The organism is Shewanella sp. 3_MG-2023 (assembly GCF_030548765.1).
GTDB lineage: Bacteria > Pseudomonadota > Gammaproteobacteria > Enterobacterales > Shewanellaceae > Shewanella.
Genome location: NZ_JAUOSH010000014.1, coordinates 44,007 through 66,999 on the forward strand (window position 1 = coordinate 44,007; position 22,993 = coordinate 66,999).

A 22,993-nucleotide genomic window follows, 5' to 3' on the forward strand; every position below is an offset into this window, starting at 1 on the left:
TGTTACCTTATTAACCGTTTAGTTTTTCTTCGCATGAAACCAGTGCTTTCATACCTATTGGATTATTATCCATACTAGCAAAAGCATTACTAATATTCTCTAAGTCACTGATAGATGTGATGAAAGGTTCTAAATCTATCTTACCAGCAGCAACAAGTTCAATCGCCATATCAAAATCAGCATGTTCGTATACTCGTGCACCTAGCAGCTCAAGTTCTTTCCAGAAGAATTGGAATAAATCAACTTGTGGTTTTTGAGCATGAATGGCCACCATGCAAATACGGCCTCTAACTGCCGCTACTTGAACCATTGAATCGACAGCAGGTTGTACACCAGAAACTTCAAAGACCACATCTGCGCCCTTTCCATTTGTCCAATCTTGTACGTATTCTGCTAAGTCTTGCTCGATTGGGTTAACCGTTGGGATATCAAATTTATTTGAAAAGCTGCGGCGACTTTCATTAGGCTCTGAAATGATCACTTCAGCCCCGACTGATTTAGCCACTAACGCAACAAGTTGACCAATAGGACCGCCACCAATAACAACCGCTTTTTCACCTGCTTTAAGACGTGAACGTGAAATATCATGACAAGCCACTGACAATGGTTCAATTAACGCGCCTTGCTTCAAACTTACGTTAGCGGGCAGTTTGTGCAAAGTGCGCGATTTAACAGTCCATGAATTTTGAAAAGCGCCCGGAGTATCAATCCCCATAAACTTAAGATTTTGACATACATGCGTATGGCCAGCATCACAGGCAGGACAATCACCACACCAATCTAACGGACGCACAACAACACGTTCACCGACGCTGTATCCACTGACATTTTTGCCTAACTCGGCGATGGTGCCAGATATTTCATGACCAATGGTATGCGGCGGATTAACACGTTGATCCATTACGCCGTGATAAATGTGCATATCAGTACCACAAATACCAACATAACCTACGTTCAATCGAACTTCATCGTCTGCAGGAGCAACTGGTGAAGCCTCAATAATTTTGAATGACTTGTTACCTATATATTGAGCAGCTTGCATATAATTTACCTTATGAACTCATTTTTAAATGGGGTGTTAATAACGCATCGTCAAAGACAACACCGGTACCAGCAATATTCGGCGCAACAGCTTTGCCGTTAACAATTTTTAGCGGTGTTGTGGTGTATTCATCGATGGGGAATGAATGGACTTCTAAATATCCAGAATGGGGTTGTGACGCTAACAAACTCACGTGTAACTCATGCATGCCATGACTACAAACAGGAAGATTATTGGCATAAGCTAACTGTGCCACCATCAAAAATCCGGTAATGCCGCCAATGTTAGAAGCATCTGGTTGTAAAAAACCTAATTTTGATTGTTGGATTGCATAGGTAAACTCATGAATAGTATGTAAGTTTTCTCCCATTGCGAGGGGGATACTAGTCGCATCAGCAATGTCAGCATAACCTTGATAATCATCTGGAATGGTCGGCTCTTCAAACCATTTAATGTCGCAATGAGTAATAGCATTAGAGAATCTGATTGCTTGCTCTTTCGTCATTGAGTAATTGGCATCAACCATGAAGATACGATCTTGACCTATTAGCTCTCGAACAGCTTCAACGCGCCTTACGTCTTCTTTGTAATCGGCTTTACCTACCTTGATTTTTACTGCTTCAAAGCCGCGATCTAAATAACTTTGAATATTATTAAGCAGTTTGGGCTGGTCAAAATTTAAGTCGATGCCACCAGCATAACAATTGACAGTATTACTATGACCGCCAGCGACTTTCCAAAGTGGCAAGTCTAAGTTTTTACATTTGATGTCCCATAATGCGATATCAACAGCTGAAATAGCGAAACTCAATAAACCACCACGACCGACATAATGAAAATGCCACTGCATTTCATCCCATATAGCCATGATATCTGCTGCGTCTTTACCTAATAACAACGGTTTCATTTCATCATTGAGTAATGAATAAATAGCCCTCCCGCCTTTACCACCTGTATAGGTATAACCTACACCTTCATAACCATCAGCGGTTCGAATACGCATTAGAATGAGTTCAAAGTGGGTATGATCACCATGCTTAGCGTCTGAAAGGACTTCAGCTAACGGCACTTGATAGTATTCAACATTTATCGCTTCAATTCTTGTCACTTCGTTGGTCATATAGAGACTCGCTATCAGATAATATTTTACGATTTATTGTTAACAATCTACACTTGTGTGGTTTTGATGTAAAGCTTAAGTTAACTTCAAAGGACAAATTAATTCACTCAGTAATCGTCGCATTTCAAACAAAACACTGCTTACTAATGAGCCATCACCAATTAAACATGAATGATTAATAGCCATTTACATTTACAGACAAATTGTTTAATGTTAACAAAATACGGAAAGGATACTTTATGAACAACAAACGACTTACTCAGCATCGGAATGGAATTTCAATTGTTGGGCTAATTAGCATGATGGCATTGAATAATCATTATGTACTTGCAGCTGCTCCACCTACACCGATGTTTACCAAGGTAACCCAAGAAAGTCGCTTAAGTTCTTTTCCAGCTTGGAAATATGGCGGCCCTGCAACGGTTGATTTAAATAGAGATGGCAATTATGACTTGCTGCTAACTAACCATGACCAATGGCCAACTCAGTTATTTTATGGCAGTAACAAGGGGACTTTTACCAGCGGACCGCATTTGTTTGCGCAAGCTGATGTCCATGGTATTTCCGCTGCTGATTATGACAATGATGGTGAGGTTGACGTCATTATCACTTTAGGTGGCGGTAATGGTACACAACCTAAACCACCGCGCTTATTCAAACAGCAGCAAGGTAAATTTGTTGATGTAACAGTACAAAGTGGGCTAGCAAATATGGGAGCAAGAGGACGCTCAGCCCGTTGGTTAGATGTCGATAACGACGGTGATTTAGACTTAATTCAAATTAACGCAGAAAAAATGATAACCGAAGATGTACCGCGTAATTTGTTATTTATTAATCAGGGGGATGGGCAATTCAAATATCATTCAAGTCCATTATTTGAAGACATTGATGCAGAAAAAATCTTGATAAGCCAATTAAATGATGATCAATATCCAGATTTAATTACCTTTAATGCTTATTCAGCGCTACAAATATGGCTAGGAAAAATCAATGGCCAATATGAAAATGCCACGAAACAGTATTTACCAGCTCACTTGCAAGATGTTGGCTTTGTTACTGCGATAGCCCAAACTGACATAGAAAATGATGGCGATACAGACTTATATTTAGCCCGAGGCAAGTCTTATTATCAAATAGCTAATAACGCGCTTTCTTTTGATAAAAAAACCACCCGCTTAGATATTCGTGATGAAGGTAATAAAAGCCAAGACGGTATTAGTTTTACCAGCCAAGGCCCCATTACATTAGGCGACTTTTATCATTTCCCTCGTGGGCCAAAGCTTATCAAGTTACCGGTGTTTATTGGCCAACATCATGCCCGAATCGATCCACCAAAAAAATCCATTACCTTGACGCCTGAATTAGCCAAAGGCAAACCGACAATAACCGAGTCTGGCTGGTACATCCATTATGTGGGGCAAATTCAACAAGGTGAAAATAAGGGCCAGCATCAATGGCGACTGGATTGGAAACTAAACGACAATCTTGCTTGGGATATCAGAGCTTCTATTACTGGAGTGACCTCCATTCAGCCTGATTGGCAGCCACAAGCGTTAGGGGTAGATGACATATTACTTGTTAATGATAATGGCCGCTTTGTAGACGCATCTTCAAGGCTTCCTCCTCAATCTAAGCATAACAATTGGGGAGTAATCAGCGCAGACTTTGACAATGATAGCTATTCAGACTTTTTTGTTTACCGATTTGGTGAACTTAATAAACGAGTTGAAGATATATTACTGCTTAATAATCAAGGTCAATTTACTCAGGTTGAAGGCCATGGCGCTACTGCATTAGGTTCTCAAGCCCATGGCGATATGGGCGCGGCGTTCGATATTGATAAAGACGGTTTTGTAGACATCATTAGTGGTGACGATGATAACGGTCAGTGGCAGGTGTTTAACAACCTAGGAGGTGTTGCGCAAGCTGCCAGTAAAGCCAACTTTATTAATGTGAATGTAGGTTACAGCGCTTCTGGTATTGACCCATTAGGGGCAAAAGTAGTGATTGAATATCATCAAAAGTCCGCCACTCAAGCGATAGAAAAAATAGACAAACAAGTATTTACTGTAGGCTCTATTAGCGCGGCACACTCTCAAAGCTTAATGAACATAGCTCACTTTGGTTTGGGTGAAGCAAATCAGGTAAAAACAATAACCGTGACGTGGCGAGATAACAGCCAGTTACAACAACATGACGTTGCCGCAGGTCAATGGATTAATGTGGGAAATTAATCGGTTAAATTTCCTATTTCATCAGTAATAAAACAGCCCGATAACTCAATGATTATCGGGCTGTTTAATGAATAACTATCTAACCCAAAGCCACAGAAAATACTAAAAACAAAGCTGTTGAGCCCCTTGCTCTGCTGTACAAATGAATATCGATGCCGTTAAATTACTGCGTTTTGTGTATTGTGCATTAACCGCTTCAACCACTTGTTCAATCATGTTTTCTGGTAATATTGAAACGACACAGCCACCGAAGCCGCCACCCGTCATTCTAACGCCGCCTAACTCCCCTAAAGCTGTTTTCATAATGTCTACTAATGCATCCACTTCAGGCGCTGTAATTTCAAAGTCATCGCGCATTGATGCGTGCGACTCTGCCATTAAACGCTGTAGTACAGGCATGTTGTTTTGACGTAATGCTTCAGCGGCATCTACAGTGCGTTTATTTTCAGTAATAATATGTCGTGCGCGTTTAGCGGTTATAGTGGCAAGACCTGGCTTACGCTGTTCAAATTGACTAATACTGACATCACGTAACGCTTTTACCCCAAAAAATGCAGCGGCCTGTTCACATTGCTGACGTCGAGTATTGTACTCGCTGTCAACTAAGCCACGTTTCTGATTAGAGTTAATAATTAAAATTCGCCAATTATCAGGGATCAATACCGACTGGGTTTCAAGTGAACGACAATCAATGAGCAAAGCATGGTCTTTTTCTGCCTGCGCTGAAATCAACTGATCCATAATACCGCAATTACAACCAACAAACTGATTTTCAGCTTGCTGGGCATTTAAAGCAATATCTTGCGCTGTTAACGGTAAATCAAATAACGACTTAAAAGTTAATCCAATAACCACCTCTAATGCAGCAGATGAACTTAAACCCGCCCCTTGTGGCACATTGCCGCTCACCACAATATCTGCACCATTAAAGGTTAAGCCTCTTAAGCGCAAATGCTTCACCACACCGCGAATATAATTAGCCCAGGTTTGTGGTGATTGACTAATATCGTCATCAATTAAAAACTCATCTACGGCATTATCATAATCAACTGATATCACTCGTACTCGATTATCTTCACGGGGACTCGCGGCCACTAGAGTGGCAAAATTAATGGCACTAGGTAAAACAAAACCATCGTTATAGTCAGTATGTTCACCAATCAAGTTCACTCTTCCTGGTGCTTGGAAAACATGGCTAGCTTGATATCCAAACACCTGTGAGAAAGTTTGTTTTACTATATTTATTAATTCATTATTCATGGTTAACCTGCAAATTATAACTAGTTAGATTTATAATGAACCGCAGACACGCTTCTTAATCGTTCTGCAGCCTGTTCTGGTGTAAGATCGCGTTGCGACTCAGCCATCATTTCATATCCCACCATAAACTTACGCACCGTCGCCGAGCGTAATAAAGGCGGACAAAAACTGCCATGCAAGGTCCATTCTGGATGATCTTTTCCATCAAATGGTGCACCATGCCACCCCATTGAATAAGGAAACGAGCAATTAAATAAGTTGTCATAATGAGTGGTAATTTGTTTAACAATATCCGCTAGACTAACTTGCTTCTCTGGGGATAATTCAGTCATTCTTTGTATAGAGAAACGGGGTAATAACAGGGTTTCAAACGGCCATGCCGCCCAATATGGCACCACCACAACCCAGTCATTGTTACTAACCACAACACGCGTTTTTTCTGCTAATTCACGTTCAACATAATCAGCAAGCAGATTGCTGCTATGATCGGAATAATACTGATTAAACGCGTTTTGCTTTTTTTGCGCCAAAGTCGGTAATTGATTTTGTGCCCATACTTGACCATGTGGATGCGGGTTAGAGCATCCCATCACAGCCCCTTTGTTTTCAAACACTTGCACCCATTGATAATGCTTACCCAACTCTTCAGTTTGATGCTTCCATGCTTCAACGACATGAGTTAACTCTTTGATAGATAATTGGGGTAATGTTTTACTGTGATCAGGTGAAAAACAAATCACCCTGCTAACACCTTGCTCGGTTTTCAGTTTAAATAGAGGATCATTTTGCTCAACCTTGACGGTATCTTTTTTTAAGGCTGCAAAGTCATTTTCAAATACGAATGTTTTAGTATATTTAGGATTAACTTCACCATTAATTCGTACATTACCCGCACACAAATAACATTTTGATTCATAGGCTGCTTTATCCTGCTCATCCACTTTTTCAACTTGGCCCTGCCAGGGTCTTTTGGCACGATGTGGAGACACAAGCACCCATTCATCAGTCATAGGGTTGTAGCGTCGATGAGGGTGCTCCGTTGGATCAAATAAGCTATTTTCTTGCTGCATGATGACCTTCTATAAAATTATCAATTAAAATAAAGCATTTAAAATAAGCGATTAATAAAGCAGCAAAAAATAGGTACTTGTCCTTATTCCCTGCCATGAATAATTAACCAATACATTTCCGCATCGGCTAATTCAATTCACTATTCAAATGTGATCATATTGTGATAAGTTATCACAGGTCGCATAAATTGTTAACAATTAACTTAATGCAATTAATACTGCTCACAAAATAGTGAATATCGTAAAAAACACAGCATCACCATAAAAAATAACAAAAGTTAAAATAGGAGAGTTTAGATGGGTAAAGGGACGTTTATCATAATAAGCAGCTTACTTTTAATGGCTTGCAGTTCAAATTCAAGCACCATTTCAGCCAATAAAGCGCATATCAACACACTAGAACAAAAGCCATTTTCTAAAAGTAAAGCATCAAAAATACAGTCTGATATTTATACAATTTACTCAAACGAAGCATTAAGTGTTTTAGATACCAGCCAACCAATTAACGTATTAGCCAATGGGTTTGAATGGGTTGAAGGACCAGTGTGGTCAGTCAGAAATAACGGGTTACTCTTTTCAGATATTCCTAAAAATATTGTATATCTGTATCATCACCAACATGGGTTAACTGAGTATTTAGAGAACAGTGGGTTTTCTAACGGATTAGTTATTAGCCAAAACAAAACCTTAATATTAATGCAGTCTCGCAGTCGCCAAATTGCAAAAATGCGCAGTACATTAAACATGCCGCGTAGTGAATACGAGGTTTTAGCCGATTCTTTTCAAGGTAAACGCCTGAATAGTCCTAATGACGGCGTGTTAGCCAGTAACGGTAGCTTATTATTTACCGATCCACCTTATGGTTTAGTAGGCAAACTAAATGACCCAGCCAAAGAGCTGAGTTTTCAAGGCGTGTACAAGTTAGATAAAAATAAACAGCTAACACTAATCGACGATAGTATCCTCTACCCTAACGGCATAGCCCTTTCAGCCGATCAACGCACATTATATGTTGCGGCATCTGATCCCAGCAAACCGACATGGTATCAGTACCAACTTGATGAAAACTTGCTGGTTATGAATAAAAAGGTGTTTTATGAGTTATCTGCTGTTAGAGATGACTCACACGGTTTACCGGACGGCCTAAAAATACACCAAAGCGGAATTATCTTTGCTACAGGGCCAAAAGGCATATTTTTATTTAACCCGTCAGGAAAATTACTGGCCCGTATAAATTTACCCAGTATTGCTGCCAATGTCGCCTTTAATGAAGACTACTCAATGCTTTATATAACAGCCCATCATCAATTATTAGCAATCAAACTTAATCAATAACCACAGTTTATTAACGCTAAAACTTAGCTGATCGCCAGCAACAGAACTTCATAAAGCCCAGTTCTGTTGCTGGCTTAATCGATTACGCCCTGCGTTTCTTAAACACATACCTGCCCGACCCCAAAACGATTTTAAATACCACACTCAACGCACTTTATTTAGGAACGCTCTCTTTACCGGCTGTTAAAGGTCACATTTGGTGTTAATACCAGTTCAAACCAAAGCTATTATGTCTAATGCAGGCTTACCAGTTGCCTGTCCGGTCAGGGGCATTCCATAAGTTGGCTTTGCAATTAATTCATTGGTAAGTCTGAATCGACGGCCATCCTTCGTGCAATACCAATAAGGTCTGTTGCAGAGTTATTTAAAGCTTTATTCATCGCTGGCGAACTACGAAGACTACCTTTGACTAGAAGTGGAGCACGCACCAGTTTTCTAACTTTTCCATATAGTACATAAAATAAGCCTCACGTTTACAAGCGTTTGTCTCTCAATGCTAGGTGGTATTTTTAGAGCGCATTATCGCATAAGGATTAGGCTAAGCAGATACGTGTGTAGTACACGTTATTGGGGGCTCTGCTAATGTAAAAAGCAGGTACATTGTCTGAGTCAATCCTGTTGGAAAGCCTCTCTAACGCCAAAAACAAAAAAAGCCGTAGATAATCAACGGCTTTTTTCATATTTAATATGGCGGAGGGATAGCTTGCTTGTAATAAAGAGGAACCCTAGTTCAAATGCTACAAATATAAAAAAGCCTTATCATTTCTGATCAAGCTTACTCGTTCAATATGGCAAAGGGATAGTGCTCTTATAAACAGGAACCCTGGGTTCAAATGCTACAAATACAAAAAAGCCTTATCATTTCTGATAAGGCTTTCTCATTTAATATGGCGGAGGGATAGGGATTTGAACCCAAGGCTTCCGTATTAAATTTAAAGTTAGTCGTTTAGTTTCAATTACTTGCAATTAAATAGTGTAAATAGAAGCTGCAATTGCTAACTAAGATTGACTATATTTCTGAATGGCAAAAAAGTCAACTTTCTTAATGATTAAACATGGTAATTCCGTGCATAGAATTCTTTAAATTAGTCAAGCTACTAACTCATTTATGGACATTTCCGAGTTACTAATTAATGTAATCTTGAAAAATTTACGATAAGTTTTCTATTCTAAGAGTGCGTTCAACTGCAAATCAGTGGCCAGATTCACTATGCCACTACACACTCCTTAAAAAAATACATGTTTTATGTAACACATTTTATGTATTAGCTTAAAACCTCATTAATGTAATGACTTAACAGAATGTAGTGGCTTATCAAATCTGGCCATTCAATTGGAGGTGGTAATCTATTTTTGAGGGGGAAACACAACCAGTGTTACCCAAGGAATATCAATCTTAAACACGTTTTGGGGGGAATAACGCGTTACGCCTTAACTTACTTCTGGACATTTTCGTGTTAGGACTTTGGGTAATCATGGCATTTCAGCTTACCCAAAGTATGGATAAGCTCTATACCTGTGGCCAATTTCAATTGGCCACTACAGACAATCAACCGATTTCATCGTGAGGGAGAACTAGATTAATTAGTTTAACTAATGTTAGGCTTTGAGTGCCTCTTGCTTAAGGAGTTAAAAATCAATCAAATAGAGCGATACATAATAGAATTCATCACAATTCATCACGAAGTAGTGAAAAATATGACTAATACGAGAAGAGTTAGTTGTTTACTATTTCAGCATTATGAGTTGTGTTCGCCTTTCCAGCATTTAGTTCATGAACTACTACCGTTAGATCCATGATTAAAATGCTCACTACATGCAAGTTCATGAACTTTATGATCATTTATTAATTTAAATATAAAATTAATTTGTATATAAACAATGCTTTGGAACTTTATTGCTACTATGAAGCAGTCATCAAAGTCATATAAGTTAAATAGCATTTAAACGTTTAGTTATAATAAAAAATTTTTTCAAGCCCTGCCACTTAGATCGAGATTTTACTGCGCAATGAGATTTTTATTTGCCCTTGTACCAATAACTATGCCCTCAGCAAGATAACTACAGATCGAACTGAAAACATATAGTAAGCTGTTAACTCCGCATACATGTATTGATTTACTACACAAAAACTGACACTAAAGTTAATGAAGCATGTTTTCTGGTGTTCTTTATAAACTGAATATCATTACCTATTAATACTAGTTAACATTAAGTGTATGAAATTTATAGATAATAAATAACAGTTTAGTATTTAGATAAAAAGACAATTATTAAACAAGCTAACTCGAACAAGAAAATGCTTAATAATTAGGCGTCGCTACGTGAAATCTGCGACTTTTACTAAGGACTTGGCCTGTATAATTTAAACAGAGGTGCATAAATTGCCAAAACACATAGCCTCACAGACTCTCAGGAGTCATTTCCCTGGTACATAAAAATTATATAGCGCGACAAAGATACTCGTTAGTTTATTTTTTAAGTTATTACAGCATTCGTTTAATCATCTGTAATTCTATTGGGATTTTGATTACCTTAAATAACAGTATCAAAGCTCATCTCTAATCATATATTGTACAAAGTAATTAATTGGTTTTATTTCTATTTGTGTTGGGTCAAAGCAAACTGAAATTGACAATATTAGAAGCTAGCTTTTCGTGGAATGAATCAAACAATAACTGTTAAGTCCCCTAACCCCTTTGTACAAAATAGAGTGAGCGACTTAACTAAAAAAAGCAAAAGATAAAGGCTGATAACCTCATATCTATGGCTAAATGTATAGTGCCACTTCGGACTCATAGGTAATACAATTTATGAGAATTGGAGTAATTAATTTACCTTTTTTGATATGTATACAAACAATATTTCAAATATTGAACTATTATATAATAACGTTAGTGATAGCTTTTTGTTCTAGCTAAATACTTAAGGGATTAAGACACTCGTTATGTACAAAAAATATTATATATTGATAATTTCTGGCATTCTGATTTGCTCAGTAGTTCCTGCAACTGTGTACATGGCAACGATAGGAAAAAAAGCAGAAAAGTCACATACAAAAACTCACTACTATTTTGAGAAAGTTGATAGCCCTATTCAGCCAATTCCACGCAGACTAGAAATTGATAAACAGTGGTTAATCCTCGGTAAAGCGCTATTTCATAGTCCTTTGTTATCTAAAAATAATACAATCTCTTGCTCATCATGCCACTTATTGGACTTTGGAGGTGACGACAGTTTTCCTGTATCAATTGGAGTAAATAATGGGCAAGGTGTACGTAACTCCCCCACCGTACTTAATTCCGTATTTAATTTTAGACAATTTTGGGATGGTAGAGCTGCCTCACTTAGAGAGCAAATCGAAGGTCCAATTCATAACCCGGTTGAAATGGGTTCTACTTGGCCTGAGATAATTAAAAAGCTTAAACAAGATAGTTATTTTAGCGAAACATTTCAAGACTTAAGCTATGAGGGCATAACATCTGAAAATATTATCAAAGCAATTACTACTTTTGAAGAATCTTTAATTACACCGAATGCACCAATTGATAGGTATTTATTAGGGGATAAAACTGCCTTAACAGATCAACAAAAGAGAGGTTTAAATTACTTTATCAATTATGGCTGTAGTACTTGCCATCAAGGAAGAAATATAGGCGGTAATATTTTTCAGAAATTAGGAAGAATAAATACAATACCCAAAAAATTAACATTAGATTTAGGTAAATTTGAAGTCACGGGTCTTGATAAAGATAAGTATGTCTTTAAAGTACCTAGCCTCCGGAATATTACTGTAACTGGGCCATACTTTCATAATGGTGCAGTTGAAAGCTTAACAGAAGCAGTTCGTATTATGGCTAGCTCTCAGTTGGGCAGGCAGTTAACTGATTCAGAGCTTGACGATATAGTGGCACTATTACATGCATTTACCTCTCAAGTAATAGAGGTAAATTATGATGATTAATTTAAAATATATTCCTGAGTTTACATGCTTGTTTTTATTTACAATGTTTTCTACTTTATGGGTTATTTCTATTCAAGAAAACAAAGAAAAAGAAATAAAAGTAAAACCCTTACAACAACTTGAACTGTTAATACCTCAGCATAAAGTACAGCTACTAAATGCAAATTTTAGTGACCAGCAGCACTATGATAAACTAGCTCAAATACAATTTGAAATTGAATCTATACTATTAAAGGTGAGGCTTAATAATAAATTTGATGGCTTACTAAACGAGTATAAAGAAAACTCATTAGATTACATACAGTTAGCCAGTACGATGAAGACTTCTCTAAGATTAATAGCTCAAAAACCTAACGTAGATGATAAAAATATTATACAAATTATAAATGCTATACGTTTACAAATATTTTCGTTATTGACTTTACCAAATAAAAAAGATGAATCCTCACTTAGAAAATTATTAGATATTACAGAGGATGGCCAAGTTGAAAATTATCAATATTTAAAGTTAGTTAAGTTGCACAGTGTATTCATATTAGAAAACCACGAATTAACCGCTCATTATCGGCAAAGGCTTATTGATATGAGGGTAGTTGACTCGATTATAGAAGAGTTAGACCTACTAAATAAAGATATTGAAAATATACAATTCAATCAGATTGTTACCTTTTTTTGTTCTTTATTTCCTTTACTGTTCCTCTTTATAATAATTATTAAACGTCATCAATACGCTTTAGAAGAAACATCTGAATTACATCGCAAAGCTGTAGAAGTCAAAACACAATTTTTAGCTAATATGTCACATGAAATTAGAACGCCAATGACTGGCGTTATCGGTTTAGTTGAATTGACATTACAAACTGAGTTAAATCAAGAACAACGTAATTACCTTGAGAAAGTTAAGTTCTCAGCAGATTCATTGTTAGTAATAATTAATGACATTTTAGACTTTTCTAAAATTGAATCTGGTAAGTTAACAATTGAAAATATACCTTGGGAGCATAATAAATTAATCGATAATCTTATCATGATGCTTGGCATGGTAGCGGAAGACAAAGGTATCGAGTTGATTTTTGATATATCGCCGGATATACCATTAGAAATAATGGGTGACCCAGTCAGAGTGAATCAGATTTTATTAAACTTGCTATCAAATGCAATAAAATTTACTGAGGAAGGTCATGTTATTTTCAAGGCTTCATTGGGGAATGATAATGAGCAGTCACAAACAATTATTTATGAAATAAAAGATACTGGAATAGGTTTATCAGATGAACAACAGTCAAAACTATTCGAACGATTCTCACAAGCAGATCAATCGACTACGAGAAAATATGGCGGTTCAGGATTAGGTCTTGCAATTAGTAAATTACTTGTCGATTTAATGGATGGTGAAATAAATGTCTTGAGTAAACTAGCACATGGCTCAACATTTCGCGTAACCTTACCGTTAGGATTAGTCGATGAAAATAAAGGAAATTTAAACCTAATACAGCGGAATAGTAAACATTTATTATTGCTTGAAAATAATAAAGTTACACAAAATGTGATACAAAAAATGGCAGAAGCTATTGGCTCAACTGTTAAAGTTTCAAGTAGCGTAAAAGAAGCAATTAATCTTTGCCAGCAAAATAGATTCGATATAGCTTTGGTTGATTGGAGTTTAGATGGCGAAACTGGATTAGATTTTATTAATGAAATAAAGACTAAAAATTGTTGTCCGGAAACATTAGTTATATGCAGTGCCTATAGTCAAGCATACATCGAAAAACATGCACCAGTAGAGAGCACAATTTTATATTTAGCTAAACCGTTAACCTTTTTGTCATTAAGTAAAACAATTAATCTTAATAGTAACATTGATACCCCTCTATCGTTTTTAAAGGAAAATTCAGAAGCTTACAAAAGTGAAAGTAATCAGCTTGTTAAAGGTAAAAATAGTATTTTACTAGTTGAAGATAATAAAATAAATCAGTTGATAGCCAAAAAACTATTAACGAAGTTGGGCTTTCATGTTGATTTAGCAGAAAACGGTCGCTCGGCAATCGAATTGATAATGAAGAAAAATTATCGTGTTGTATTAATGGACATTCAAATGCCAATAATGGATGGTAAAGAAGCTACTATAGAACTACGTAAAAGCTATAGTGCAGATGATTTAAATATTATTGCCTTAACAGCAAATATCACAGAAGGTGACATTGAATATTATAAGAAAATAGGCATGAATGGTCATTTAGGGAAACCTTATGAAATTGAAAAAATACGAGAGGTATTATCCGATTTTTATTGTTTGATGTAATGAACGACTGATATTGGTTACATGCTTAGGCAGATTTTATCATTAAGTATTCGTCCTATGTAACTTCATTGGAGATTCTTAACCACTATACAGATTCAATTGGAACGTTTGCTGAAACAGCTATAAATTTCAATAAACTTAAAAATATTTACATTTACGGCGCATTAAACCGTGGACCTATTACGCTTAACCGTAACTTCGGTTTTGCTTGGGGTGTTAATGGATTTTTATTATTTAATGCACTGGGTAAACTCGGCACTGAAACGGTCGTCGCTATGCGTAAACGTGTCGCAGATGAAATTACTACAACATTTGCAAGTCACTACACACATGAAGTGACATTAGCTGAGGTTTTGAATTTAAAATCGATAGCTGGTTATGCTAAGCAAGCGACTGGTGAAAAGTACTTAATTACACCTCAAAGACAGTAATATTTAAGTAGATTATTTTGTAGATAAGTAAAAGCAGATACTGATTAGGGTATCTGCTTTTTTACCGTCTTATGGCAGTTAAACAGTAACTTAAGCATAATTATTTAACTAAATTTCATACTTTATGAAGATATAGAATGAGCTAACGATGCCTTTTTAGCTGCTTTATTTTTTAAGTAAAATGCTCTCAAATGATCGTAACTTAAGTTGAAAACAAATGCATAAATGGTAATAAAAATGGTAACCCCTAAATCAAGAATAAAAGCATCCCATAAGCTGATCTTGAGGATATAAGCCATCACTGGAATCGTGAAGAATAATAACCCAGCTTCAAACAAACCAACATGAATAATACGTGTTGAAAAGGTTCTTTTTTCTTTTTCACCCTTAACTATTCGGTCAAATGCCATATTAAAAATATAGTTCCAAACCATGGCAATTGAAGCGATTGTTATCATAGTTCCTGATAATGAACTAACCTCATGATCTGTAAATAAAGCCAATCCTGCAATTGACATTGATACCGCTAAAACTTCAAACAAAACCGAGTGAAAAACCCTTTCTAATGTACCCATAACTATCGCTCCAACAAGCATTACTGAATAAAACAAGTCGCTATTATGACTTTTAAAACCGCTAAACAAAGTTAACAGCCATCAGCTTTCGTGATACCTTGTGGTAATTAATTGATTCGTGGTCAGATTATGTATAGTTTTGAGCAATTAAAAGTCTTTGTAACTGTGTGTGAAACGGGTTCCTTTTCCGCGGCCGCGCGAAAATTAAAAAGAGCACAATCTGGCGTAAGTCAGGCTATTGCTAACCTGGAAATATCGGTTAACCAAGAGTTGTTTAACCGTGAAAAAAACATCCCTGTATTAACGGCAAACGGTGCAACTTTACTACCTGTAGCCCAATCAATATTGCATCAACAGCAGTATTTTGATCAAAAAGTGGAGTCCTTGACGAACAAGGATGAACACGAGTTAGTGATAGCGATAGATGAAAGTCTTGTTGACCGTAAACTGTTATCCGTTTTAGCCTCATTGGCCGACAAATTCCCTATTACAAATGTCGAAATTATCACTGCCTCTTCATTTGATATAGAAGAATGGATTCGAATAGGGAAAGTGCAAGTAGGTATCATATATGCTGATGGTGAACTAAAAGTTGATATGGATTTTTTCCTGTTGGGTCAAGCGAGGTTTTTTACCATTTCATCAAAAGATCACCACTTGGCTAATCTTGATATTGTTCAAGGAGCCGATTTAAAGCGCTATCGTCAATGTGTGCATCGTAGTTTTAAACAAAATGAACTGTGGTTTAGTTATGGTATTAGCTCAATGCTTTGGTATGCCAATACACACCAAACATTAATTGAACTAGTGCAGCAAGGCGTTGGTTGGGCAAATGTGCCAGCATTATTAGTTAAACAAATTCAATCGGATGATATTGTTTGTTTACCAGTAGCACATGAATACAAAGGCTGGATAACGCCTGTTGGTTGCTTAGTTTCTCGGCAACATCAATCAGGGCCAGTACTAAGCAGTTTAATTGCTTTATTGCAGCAACTTAGTTTTGAGGATGCTCATTGGGAAATGGCTGATTAGCCTTGTAAAACATATAACCCGCAAAACCTACTTTGCGGGTTATATGAATAAGGTCTCAAAGTTTAGAAAACAAAATCTTTGCTATCTAATGCCATCATCGAATCTACACCGTTCTGAATACAGGCGGCATGACCTTTAGCTCTTGGCAACATACGTTGGATAAAGAACTGTGCGGTTTTTATTTTCGCTTGGTAAAATGCTTTTTCAGATGTATCAGTCTTTAACTTTTCTTGAGCCACTTTTGCCATTCTTGCCCAGAAAAAGGCTAATGTAACGTAGCCAGCAAACATCAAGTAATCTACTGAAGCCCCGCCTATTTCATCAGGGTTCTTTGTTGCTTTAGCACCAATAGTAACAGTAAGTTCATGCCACTCTTTAGCGTATGCCATGATGGGTTGGATAAACTCAGCCATAGCTTGATCGTCCATATTTTGTTGGCAAAATAGCGTCACATCTTTTGAAAATGGTTTTAATATTTCACCTTGGGTACCTATTATTTTTCGCGCTAATAAATCCAGTGCTTGAATACCGGTTGTACCTTCATATAAACAGCTAATTTTAGTGTCTCGCATGAGTTGCTCCATGCCCCACTCTTTTATAAATCCATGACCACCAAATATTTGTACTCCATGACTGGTCGCTTCAAAACCAAGTTCAGACAAAAATGCTTTTGCAATTGGGGTTAATAAAGCCAATTTAGTTTCAGTTTCAGCTTTTACTGCTTCATTTTTTTCTGCATGGACAATATCAACTAGTTGGGCTAAATAAGATAATAAAGCGCGACCACCTTCAGCAATTGATTTTTGAGTTAATAGCATTCTTCGTACATCTGGATGCACAATAATAGGATCAGCTGGTCCTTGTGGATTTTTCACTCCGCTAATTGATCGCATTTGTAGGCGGTCTTTGGCATAGGCTAAAGCGCCTTGAAATGAAGCTTCTGCAGCAGCAACCCCTTCACTGGCAACACCTATTCTGGCTGCATTCATGAAGGTAAACATGCACTTAAGGCCACGGTTTGGCTCACCAATTAAGTGGCCAGTAGCAGCATCGAAATTAATCACGCAGGTGGCATTACCATTAATGCCCATTTTATGTTCGATAGAACCGCAGCTCACGCCATTACGATCTGAAATACTGCCATCTTCGTTTACATTAAACTTAGGCACGATAAATAACGAAATGCCCTTATTACCTTCTGGTGCGCCAGGTATACGCGCAATAACAATATGAACAATATTATCTGATAAATCATGTTCACCTGCAGAGATAAAGATTTTTGTCCCTGACAACGAATAGGTGCCATCTTCGTTAAGCTCAGCTTTGGTGCGCAACATGCCTAAATCAGTGCCACAATGTGGTTCAGTTAAGCACATGGTGCCAGCCCATGTTCCTTCAACAAGTTTTGGCATAAATTGTTGCTTTTGGGTTTCACTGCCATGGGCTTCAATCGTTGCCAAAGCGCCATGACTTAAGCCTGGATACATGGCAAAACTATGATTCGCACTAGAAAACATCTCGGCAATGTTCATATTTAATGAGTGCGGTAAGCCTTGCCCACCAAATTCAGGTGATTGCGATAACGTTGGCCATCCACCTTCGACATACTGTTTATAGGCATCTTTAAAGCCATCAGGAGTTGTGACGTTTCCGTCAGTCCAAGTACAACCTTGTTGGTCGCCAATTTGGTTTAATGGTGCCACGACTTGTTCAGTTAATTTAGCCGCCTCAGCAATGATGGCATCAATCATATCTATACTTGCATCTTCATAACCAAGACCTTGGTAATGGCTTTCACAGCTAAGTAACTCTTGCATCACAAATTTAAAATCGCGTATGGGCGCTTTGTAGTCAGGCATTGTCATTCTCCAAATAATTATTTTATTTAAGGTGGTAACTGACTATTTGGATGATAATTCACACAAATAACATTTCCGAATATTCGATGCTAAGTTAACTAAAGCTATTATCCAAATGCATAATACTTATGACGATCTATTAGTAAAAATAATATGGTATTGATTTATGCTATTTAGTTAATCGGGTCAGTGGGTATTTGTTGCTCGATGTAATTCCCATACCTTATACATAGACTGAGCCCTGCCTGTATTCCTTACATGAATAGTAATCTATTAAAACAATTGATTGGTTAAATACAGAAACTCCACATAGCATGATTTAGCGTTTAAACGTTCATAAAAGTGGTAGTTAGTTATATTCAGAAGCTTAGGTTAGCTTCTAATTTATTCCCTTGCAGTTATTGAATAACGCAAATAAAAACTAGATGTTTACAGGTTATTAATAGAGCACTTAAGTGCCACAAATAACTTAAGTAAATCAGTTTGTTGACAAGGTTACTTAATAACTATTAGTCATTATTGGGGATAAATATGAATGTAAAAAAATTACAAATCTTTAAGCACTCTTTAACAGCATTAGCAGTTTGTGGGGTACTTAATTCATCGGCTATTGCTGAAGAAGTAAACACCAACTCAGAAGAAAAAGATGATATCGAAGTCATCTATGTCACAGCCTCCAAACGTGTTAAAAGCCTGCAAGAGTCACCAGTGGCGGTAACCGTAGTGGACGGCGCTGCAATTAAACAGTCAAATACGCTTGATATGAACGATCTACAAACATTGGTGCCCACTTTACGGGTTACGCCATTACAGCGCTCTACCAATACTAACTTCTCAATTCGTGGATTTGGTAATGGCACCAATAATACCGGGATTGAGCCATCGGTTGGTGTGTTCATTGATGGTGTCTACCGCTCCCGCGCAGCGGCGCAAATAGGTGACTTACCGCGAGTTCAACAAATAGAAGTGCTCAGTGGCCCCCAAAGTACCTTATTTGGTAAAAATGCATCTGCTGGTGTGATCAGCGTAACTACCATGGAACCTTCATATGATTTAGAAGGCATGGTTGAATTAGGTTATGGCAATTACAATCAGCAAATAGTTAAAGGCTATATAACTAATGGGCTCTCTGATACGTTTGCCGTGAGTTTATCGGGCGGTTATAACGCTCGCGATGGTTATGCTGAAAGTATTGTTGGTCTGTCAGATGTTAATGACCGCGACCGTTGGAACATTCGAGGGCAAGCTTTATATGAACCCACTGAAGATGTTAAATTTCGCTTAATAGCCGACTATAGCGAAATTCAAGAGGCCTGCTGCGCTGTTGAAGATTCAATTAATGGTCCTACTACTGCTGCCGTTCGCGCATTAGGTGGCATTGTTATCGACGAAAATGATTCATTTTCTTATCAATCTGCACTTAATTCAAACCCTGACAATAATGTCGAAGATGGCGGTGCCTCACTACAAATTGACGTTGATTTTGATGGTTTTGCATTAACGTCAATCAGTGCTTATCGCAGTAATGATTCAGGATTTAAGAATGATGTTGATTACACGTCTTTAGATATTCTCACTGAAGGTGGTCACACAGAAATAGAAACCGTAACTCAAGAGTTGCGCTTAACTTCAACAGGCGAGCGAGACTTTGAATGGATGGTCGGTGCCTATCTGTTCCATGAAGAAGTGATTACTGGCGATACTTTATATTACGGTAATGATATTCGAAACTACTTTGATGTATTAACCGCTGCAGGCGGTGCCTCAGGGTTATTAGCAGGTGTTGAAGGAGTATATGGTCTTGAACCAAGAACATTTTTTTCAAACACCTCAGCCGTTAACTCAGAGTTTGAACAAAAAAATGATGCCTATTCTCTGTTCGCAAGCTTTGATTACCATATCACTGAACAGCTAACGGCTATTTTTGGTGTCAGTTATATTAATGACCAAAAAGACATCACCATAGAACAAACTAATACTGATGTATTTTCTGCAATTGATTTAGATAATGATCTTACCTTGTTTGGTGTGCCCATTGGTTCGATCCCCCAACTAGCTCCTGCAGTTCCAGTATTGAAAGGCTTACAATTTTTACCGCCAATGATGGAATTACCTAACGTGGTAGAAAACCATAAAACAGATGACAGCAAAACCACCTGGTCATTTCGCCTAGCCTACGAAATCAACAATAACGTCAATATATTTGCCACAGCTGCAACAGGCTTTAAAGCGACGTCATGGAATTTGTCCCGTTATAGTAGCCCTTTTGCATCAGATCAAGAGGCATTAGAAACTGCCGGTATTTCACAACCTAACCAAGCTTATGGCGGACGTTATGCCTCTCCTGAAGAAGCTACCGTTTACGAGCTTGGTATTAAAACACGTTTTGAAAATGGCGCTTTTAATGCCACATTTTTTGATCAAACTATTGAAGGATTTCAATCATCTATCTTTATCGGTACTGGATTTGTGCTAGCTAATGCAGGTAAGCAAAGTACTCAAGGGATTGAATTTGACTCCAAATATAATTTAAACAGTGATTGGTCAATCACCTTTGCTGGGACTTACCTTGACCCTGTTTATGATTCCTTTGTTGGCGCATCAGGTCTAGACGGGCCTGTGGATTTATCCGGTGAAAAACCAGCTGGTATCTCTGATTTAAGCCTGACAGCAGGACTTGCTTATAATTATGAAATCGGTGAGGACATATATGGCTACGCTAGAGTTGATTACTTATATGAAAGTGACACTAAATTAGCTGAAAACGTGCCTGATTCATTAACTCGCGAAGTTAATACCGTTAATGCCAGCACCGGATTAGCCTTTGGCAATGGTATCAATCTACAGCTTTGGGTACGTAATTTAACCAACGACGAATACTTATTGTCAGCATTCCCGCCTCCGATTCAAGCAGGTAGTTTTAATGGCTACCCAAATCAACCTCGTACTTTCGGTGCTAACATTTCCTATGAGTTTTAGTTAAGAGAAAGCCAATAGTGACAATGACTTACATTGTCGCTGTTGGCTTTAACCTTTAACGCAATTAATAACACTCTACATTTTTATACTAAGTAAAGAGTAAGCAAATGCCTATTGAAACGATTTTAAAACAACGCTATTCAGCACGTGCGTTTTTGAATAAGCCTGTACCACAAGAAACCTTAAAACACATTTTTGAAACGGTGCAATTATCCCCTTCCAATTGTAATGTTCAACCTTGGCAAGCCTGTGTGGTGTCGGGAAAAACAAAACACAAATTACAACATCAATTCATGGAATTATTAATGAGCGGCGCCAAGCCAAACCCAGACTTTAACTGGACGGCACAATACAGTGGCGTACACCGCGAGCGTCAGTTTGGATCAGCAAATGCGCTTTACACCGAATTAGGCATAGCCAGAGAAGATAAGAAAGCGCGTCAAATGGCAATGCTGCGTAACTGGCAATTCTTTGATGCTCCCCATGCGGTATTTTTTACCATGGATAAATATTTAGACATTATGGGTGCAGTAGATTTAGGTATTTACGCGCAAACACTTTCATTAGTTCTTGCTCAGCATGGCATATCAAATTGTATGCAAGGTGCCTTAGGTCAATTTCCTGATCCTGTGCGAGAAGCATTAAACCTACCTGAGGAACGCGGCATCTTATTTGGCATGTCTTTTGGCTTTGCTGATGACACTAATCCTGTAAATAAAACCAGAACAGACAGAGAGTTAATCGATAATGCAGTCAGTTTTTTCGAATAAATGCCTTTTTATATATGACATTAAAAGAGTATCACCATGCAGTTGGAGCATAAGTTTGCGTTAATAGATCAGACCAACATTCACTATGTTGAATCGAATCTTGTATCAGGCACAGAAGCAAAGCCAACGATCATTTTCCTTCATGGTTTTCCTGAATATTGGGGCGTTTGGCGTAAGCAATTAAGTTATTTCGCTGAAAATTATCGGGTTATAGCGCCTGATTTACCTGGGTACAACTTAAGTGATAAACCTACTGAAGTTGATTTTTACTCTGTCCCCAATTTAATCGCTTTCTTTTCAAAGTTTATTAAACACATTAGCCCAAATAGCGCAGTGATTTTAGTTGCCCATGATTGGGGCGGCGCCATCGCTTGGCCCCTTGCAGCCTTTCATCCACAACTAATATGTAAACTGATTATTTTGAATGCCGCGCATCCAAGTACCTTCACCCGAGAAATGGTTAACAACCCACTACAACGCCAAAAGAGTACCTATATTCATGACTTAATTAGTCAAAATGCAGAGCATTTATTACAGCAAAATAACTATCAATACCTAGCTGAGAACATCATGGTAAGTGCTTATAAAAGTACATTTAGTAATAAAACCAAATCTGAGTACCGTCAGGTTTGGAGTCAACAAGGCGGCATTAATGGCATGCTGCAATATTACCGTGCAATGCCGCAATTAGCGGCAAAAGAAAACACTAATCATTCAGCGCTAAAACAACAAAATAACTGCTCGTCAAAAAGTGAAGACTCGGGTCAATTGAGTCCAATTAAAGACATCGCGACAATAAAAATACCCAATATACGTATTAACCTTCCAACGCTTATTTTATGGGGTGAACGAGACCAAGCCTTTGTTAATGAGAATCTTACCGATATTAACCAATACGTTCCAGATTGCACCATAGTGCGTTTCAAAAATTGCAGTCACTGGTTACAACACGAAAGACCTGCAGAGATAAACCACGTCATGAATCATTTTATTAATACATAATCACAAAAATAAAGGCTT

At 37.6% G+C, this 22,993-nt stretch carries 14 protein-coding genes and 1 pseudogene; 9 read left to right on the forward strand and 6 right to left on the reverse strand.

Annotated elements, in window-relative coordinates; translation table 11 throughout:
• Window positions 1-10: 10 nt before the first annotated feature.
• Both Q4591_RS09800 and Q4591_RS09805 read right to left on the reverse strand, forming a co-directional pair.
• Window positions 11-1,042 (reverse strand): zinc-binding dehydrogenase, encoded by a 1,032-nt coding sequence (locus Q4591_RS09800; RefSeq protein ID WP_102435832.1) that lies wholly within the window; start codon window positions 1,040-1,042, stop codon window positions 11-13.
• A 10-nt stretch (window positions 1,043-1,052) separates the two neighbouring features.
• Entirely contained in the window at window positions 1,053-2,162 is a 1,110-nt protein-coding gene (locus tag Q4591_RS09805) for a mandelate racemase/muconate lactonizing enzyme family protein (protein ID WP_102519592.1), read from the reverse strand.
• Between the two features lie 239 nt (window positions 2,163-2,401).
• On the opposite strand from Q4591_RS09805, the gene Q4591_RS09810 reads away from it, so the two are divergent.
• Window positions 2,402-4,396 carry a CRTAC1 family protein gene (locus Q4591_RS09810; protein WP_303460845.1) on the forward strand — a complete coding sequence of 665 codons (1,995 nt, stop codon included), beginning with the start codon at window positions 2,402-2,404 and terminating at the stop codon, window positions 4,394-4,396.
• A gap of 102 nt (window positions 4,397-4,498) precedes the next feature.
• On the opposite strand, the gene galK is transcribed toward Q4591_RS09810, so the two are convergent.
• Together galK and Q4591_RS09820 are read right to left on the reverse strand one after the other, a co-directional pair.
• Window positions 4,499-5,656 (reverse strand): galactokinase, encoded by a 1,158-nt coding sequence (gene galK, locus Q4591_RS09815; RefSeq protein WP_303460847.1) that lies wholly within the window; start codon window positions 5,654-5,656, stop codon window positions 4,499-4,501.
• 20 nt (window positions 5,657-5,676) lie between these two features.
• A complete protein-coding gene (locus Q4591_RS09820) occupies window positions 5,677-6,726 on the reverse strand; it encodes a UDP-glucose--hexose-1-phosphate uridylyltransferase (RefSeq protein ID WP_303460849.1) in 1,050 nt (349 codons plus the stop codon).
• A 297-nt stretch (window positions 6,727-7,023) separates the two neighbouring features.
• Between Q4591_RS09820 and Q4591_RS09825 the strand changes: the two genes are divergently transcribed.
• The 4 genes and pseudogenes from Q4591_RS09825 to Q4591_RS09840 form a co-directional block, all read left to right on the forward strand.
• Window positions 7,024-8,061, forward strand: coding sequence for an SMP-30/gluconolactonase/LRE family protein (locus Q4591_RS09825; RefSeq protein WP_303460851.1), 1,038 nt, complete (start codon window positions 7,024-7,026; stop codon window positions 8,059-8,061).
• A 2,947-nt stretch (window positions 8,062-11,008) separates the two neighbouring features.
• Window positions 11,009-12,025, forward strand: coding sequence for a cytochrome-c peroxidase (locus Q4591_RS09830; RefSeq protein WP_303460853.1), 1,017 nt, complete (start codon window positions 11,009-11,011; stop codon window positions 12,023-12,025).
• Window positions 12,015-14,327, forward strand: coding sequence for a response regulator (locus tag Q4591_RS09835; protein ID WP_303460855.1), 2,313 nt, complete (start codon window positions 12,015-12,017; stop codon window positions 14,325-14,327). Before Q4591_RS09830 ends, Q4591_RS09835 begins: the two co-directional genes overlap by 11 nt.
• Before the next feature lie 146 nt (window positions 14,328-14,473).
• Window positions 14,474-14,758 (forward strand): annotated as a pseudogene (locus Q4591_RS09840) (NADH oxidase); the annotation flags it as partial.
• A gap of 122 nt (window positions 14,759-14,880) precedes the next feature.
• On the opposite strand, the gene Q4591_RS09845 reads toward Q4591_RS09840, so the two are convergent.
• A complete protein-coding gene (locus Q4591_RS09845) occupies window positions 14,881-15,333 on the reverse strand; it encodes a PACE efflux transporter (RefSeq protein WP_102439293.1) in 453 nt (150 codons plus the stop codon).
• A 129-nt stretch (window positions 15,334-15,462) separates the two neighbouring features.
• Between Q4591_RS09845 and Q4591_RS09850 the strand changes: the two genes are divergently transcribed.
• Complete coding sequence (locus Q4591_RS09850) at window positions 15,463-16,365, forward strand: LysR family transcriptional regulator (RefSeq protein WP_303460859.1); 903 nt, start codon at window positions 15,463-15,465, stop codon at window positions 16,363-16,365.
• A 62-nt stretch (window positions 16,366-16,427) separates the two neighbouring features.
• Here Q4591_RS09850 and Q4591_RS09855 read toward each other — a convergent pair whose 3' ends face one another.
• On the reverse strand, window positions 16,428-18,224 hold the full coding sequence (locus Q4591_RS09855; RefSeq protein WP_303460861.1) for an acyl-CoA dehydrogenase C-terminal domain-containing protein: 1,797 nt from the start codon (window positions 18,222-18,224) through the stop codon (window positions 16,428-16,430).
• A 531-nt stretch (window positions 18,225-18,755) separates the two neighbouring features.
• Here Q4591_RS09855 and Q4591_RS09860 point away from each other — a divergent pair.
• From Q4591_RS09860 to Q4591_RS09870, 3 genes are all read left to right on the forward strand, one after another.
• Window positions 18,756-21,203 (forward strand): TonB-dependent receptor, encoded by a 2,448-nt coding sequence (locus Q4591_RS09860; protein ID WP_303460863.1) that lies wholly within the window; start codon window positions 18,756-18,758, stop codon window positions 21,201-21,203.
• 107 nt (window positions 21,204-21,310) lie between these two features.
• Complete coding sequence (locus tag Q4591_RS09865) at window positions 21,311-21,973, forward strand: nitroreductase (protein ID WP_102439297.1); 663 nt, start codon at window positions 21,311-21,313, stop codon at window positions 21,971-21,973.
• A 36-nt stretch (window positions 21,974-22,009) separates the two neighbouring features.
• Complete coding sequence (locus tag Q4591_RS09870) at window positions 22,010-22,975, forward strand: alpha/beta fold hydrolase (RefSeq protein WP_303460865.1); 966 nt, start codon at window positions 22,010-22,012, stop codon at window positions 22,973-22,975.
• The last annotated feature ends 18 nt before the right edge of the window (window positions 22,976-22,993 follow it).

What these genes read in the sequence shown, in the direction of transcription:
- Q4591_RS09800 (WP_102435832.1), bottom strand. Translation starts at nt 1,042, where the DNA reads ATGCAAGCTGCTCAATATATAGGTAACAAGTCATTCAAAATTATTGAG.
- Q4591_RS09805 (WP_102519592.1), bottom strand. Translation starts at nt 2,162, where the DNA reads ATGACCAACGAAGTGACAAGAATTGAAGCGATAAATGTTGAATACTAT.
- Q4591_RS09810 (WP_303460845.1), top strand. Translation starts at nt 2,402, where the DNA reads ATGAACAACAAACGACTTACTCAGCATCGGAATGGAATTTCAATTGTT.
- galK (WP_303460847.1), bottom strand. Translation starts at nt 5,656, where the DNA reads ATGAATAATGAATTAATAAATATAGTAAAACAAACTTTCTCACAGGTG.
- Q4591_RS09820 (WP_303460849.1), bottom strand. Translation starts at nt 6,726, where the DNA reads ATGCAGCAAGAAAATAGCTTATTTGATCCAACGGAGCACCCTCATCGA.
- Q4591_RS09825 (WP_303460851.1), top strand. Translation starts at nt 7,024, where the DNA reads ATGGGTAAAGGGACGTTTATCATAATAAGCAGCTTACTTTTAATGGCT.
- Q4591_RS09830 (WP_303460853.1), top strand. Translation starts at nt 11,009, where the DNA reads ATGTACAAAAAATATTATATATTGATAATTTCTGGCATTCTGATTTGC.
- Q4591_RS09835 (WP_303460855.1), top strand. Translation starts at nt 12,015, where the DNA reads ATGATGATTAATTTAAAATATATTCCTGAGTTTACATGCTTGTTTTTA.
- Q4591_RS09845 (WP_102439293.1), bottom strand. Translation starts at nt 15,333, where the DNA reads ATGGGTACATTAGAAAGGGTTTTTCACTCGGTTTTGTTTGAAGTTTTA.
- Q4591_RS09850 (WP_303460859.1), top strand. Translation starts at nt 15,463, where the DNA reads ATGTATAGTTTTGAGCAATTAAAAGTCTTTGTAACTGTGTGTGAAACG.
- Q4591_RS09855 (WP_303460861.1), bottom strand. Translation starts at nt 18,224, where the DNA reads ATGCCTGACTACAAAGCGCCCATACGCGATTTTAAATTTGTGATGCAA.
- Q4591_RS09860 (WP_303460863.1), top strand. Translation starts at nt 18,756, where the DNA reads ATGAATGTAAAAAAATTACAAATCTTTAAGCACTCTTTAACAGCATTA.
- Q4591_RS09865 (WP_102439297.1), top strand. Translation starts at nt 21,311, where the DNA reads ATGCCTATTGAAACGATTTTAAAACAACGCTATTCAGCACGTGCGTTT.
- Q4591_RS09870 (WP_303460865.1), top strand. Translation starts at nt 22,010, where the DNA reads ATGCAGTTGGAGCATAAGTTTGCGTTAATAGATCAGACCAACATTCAC.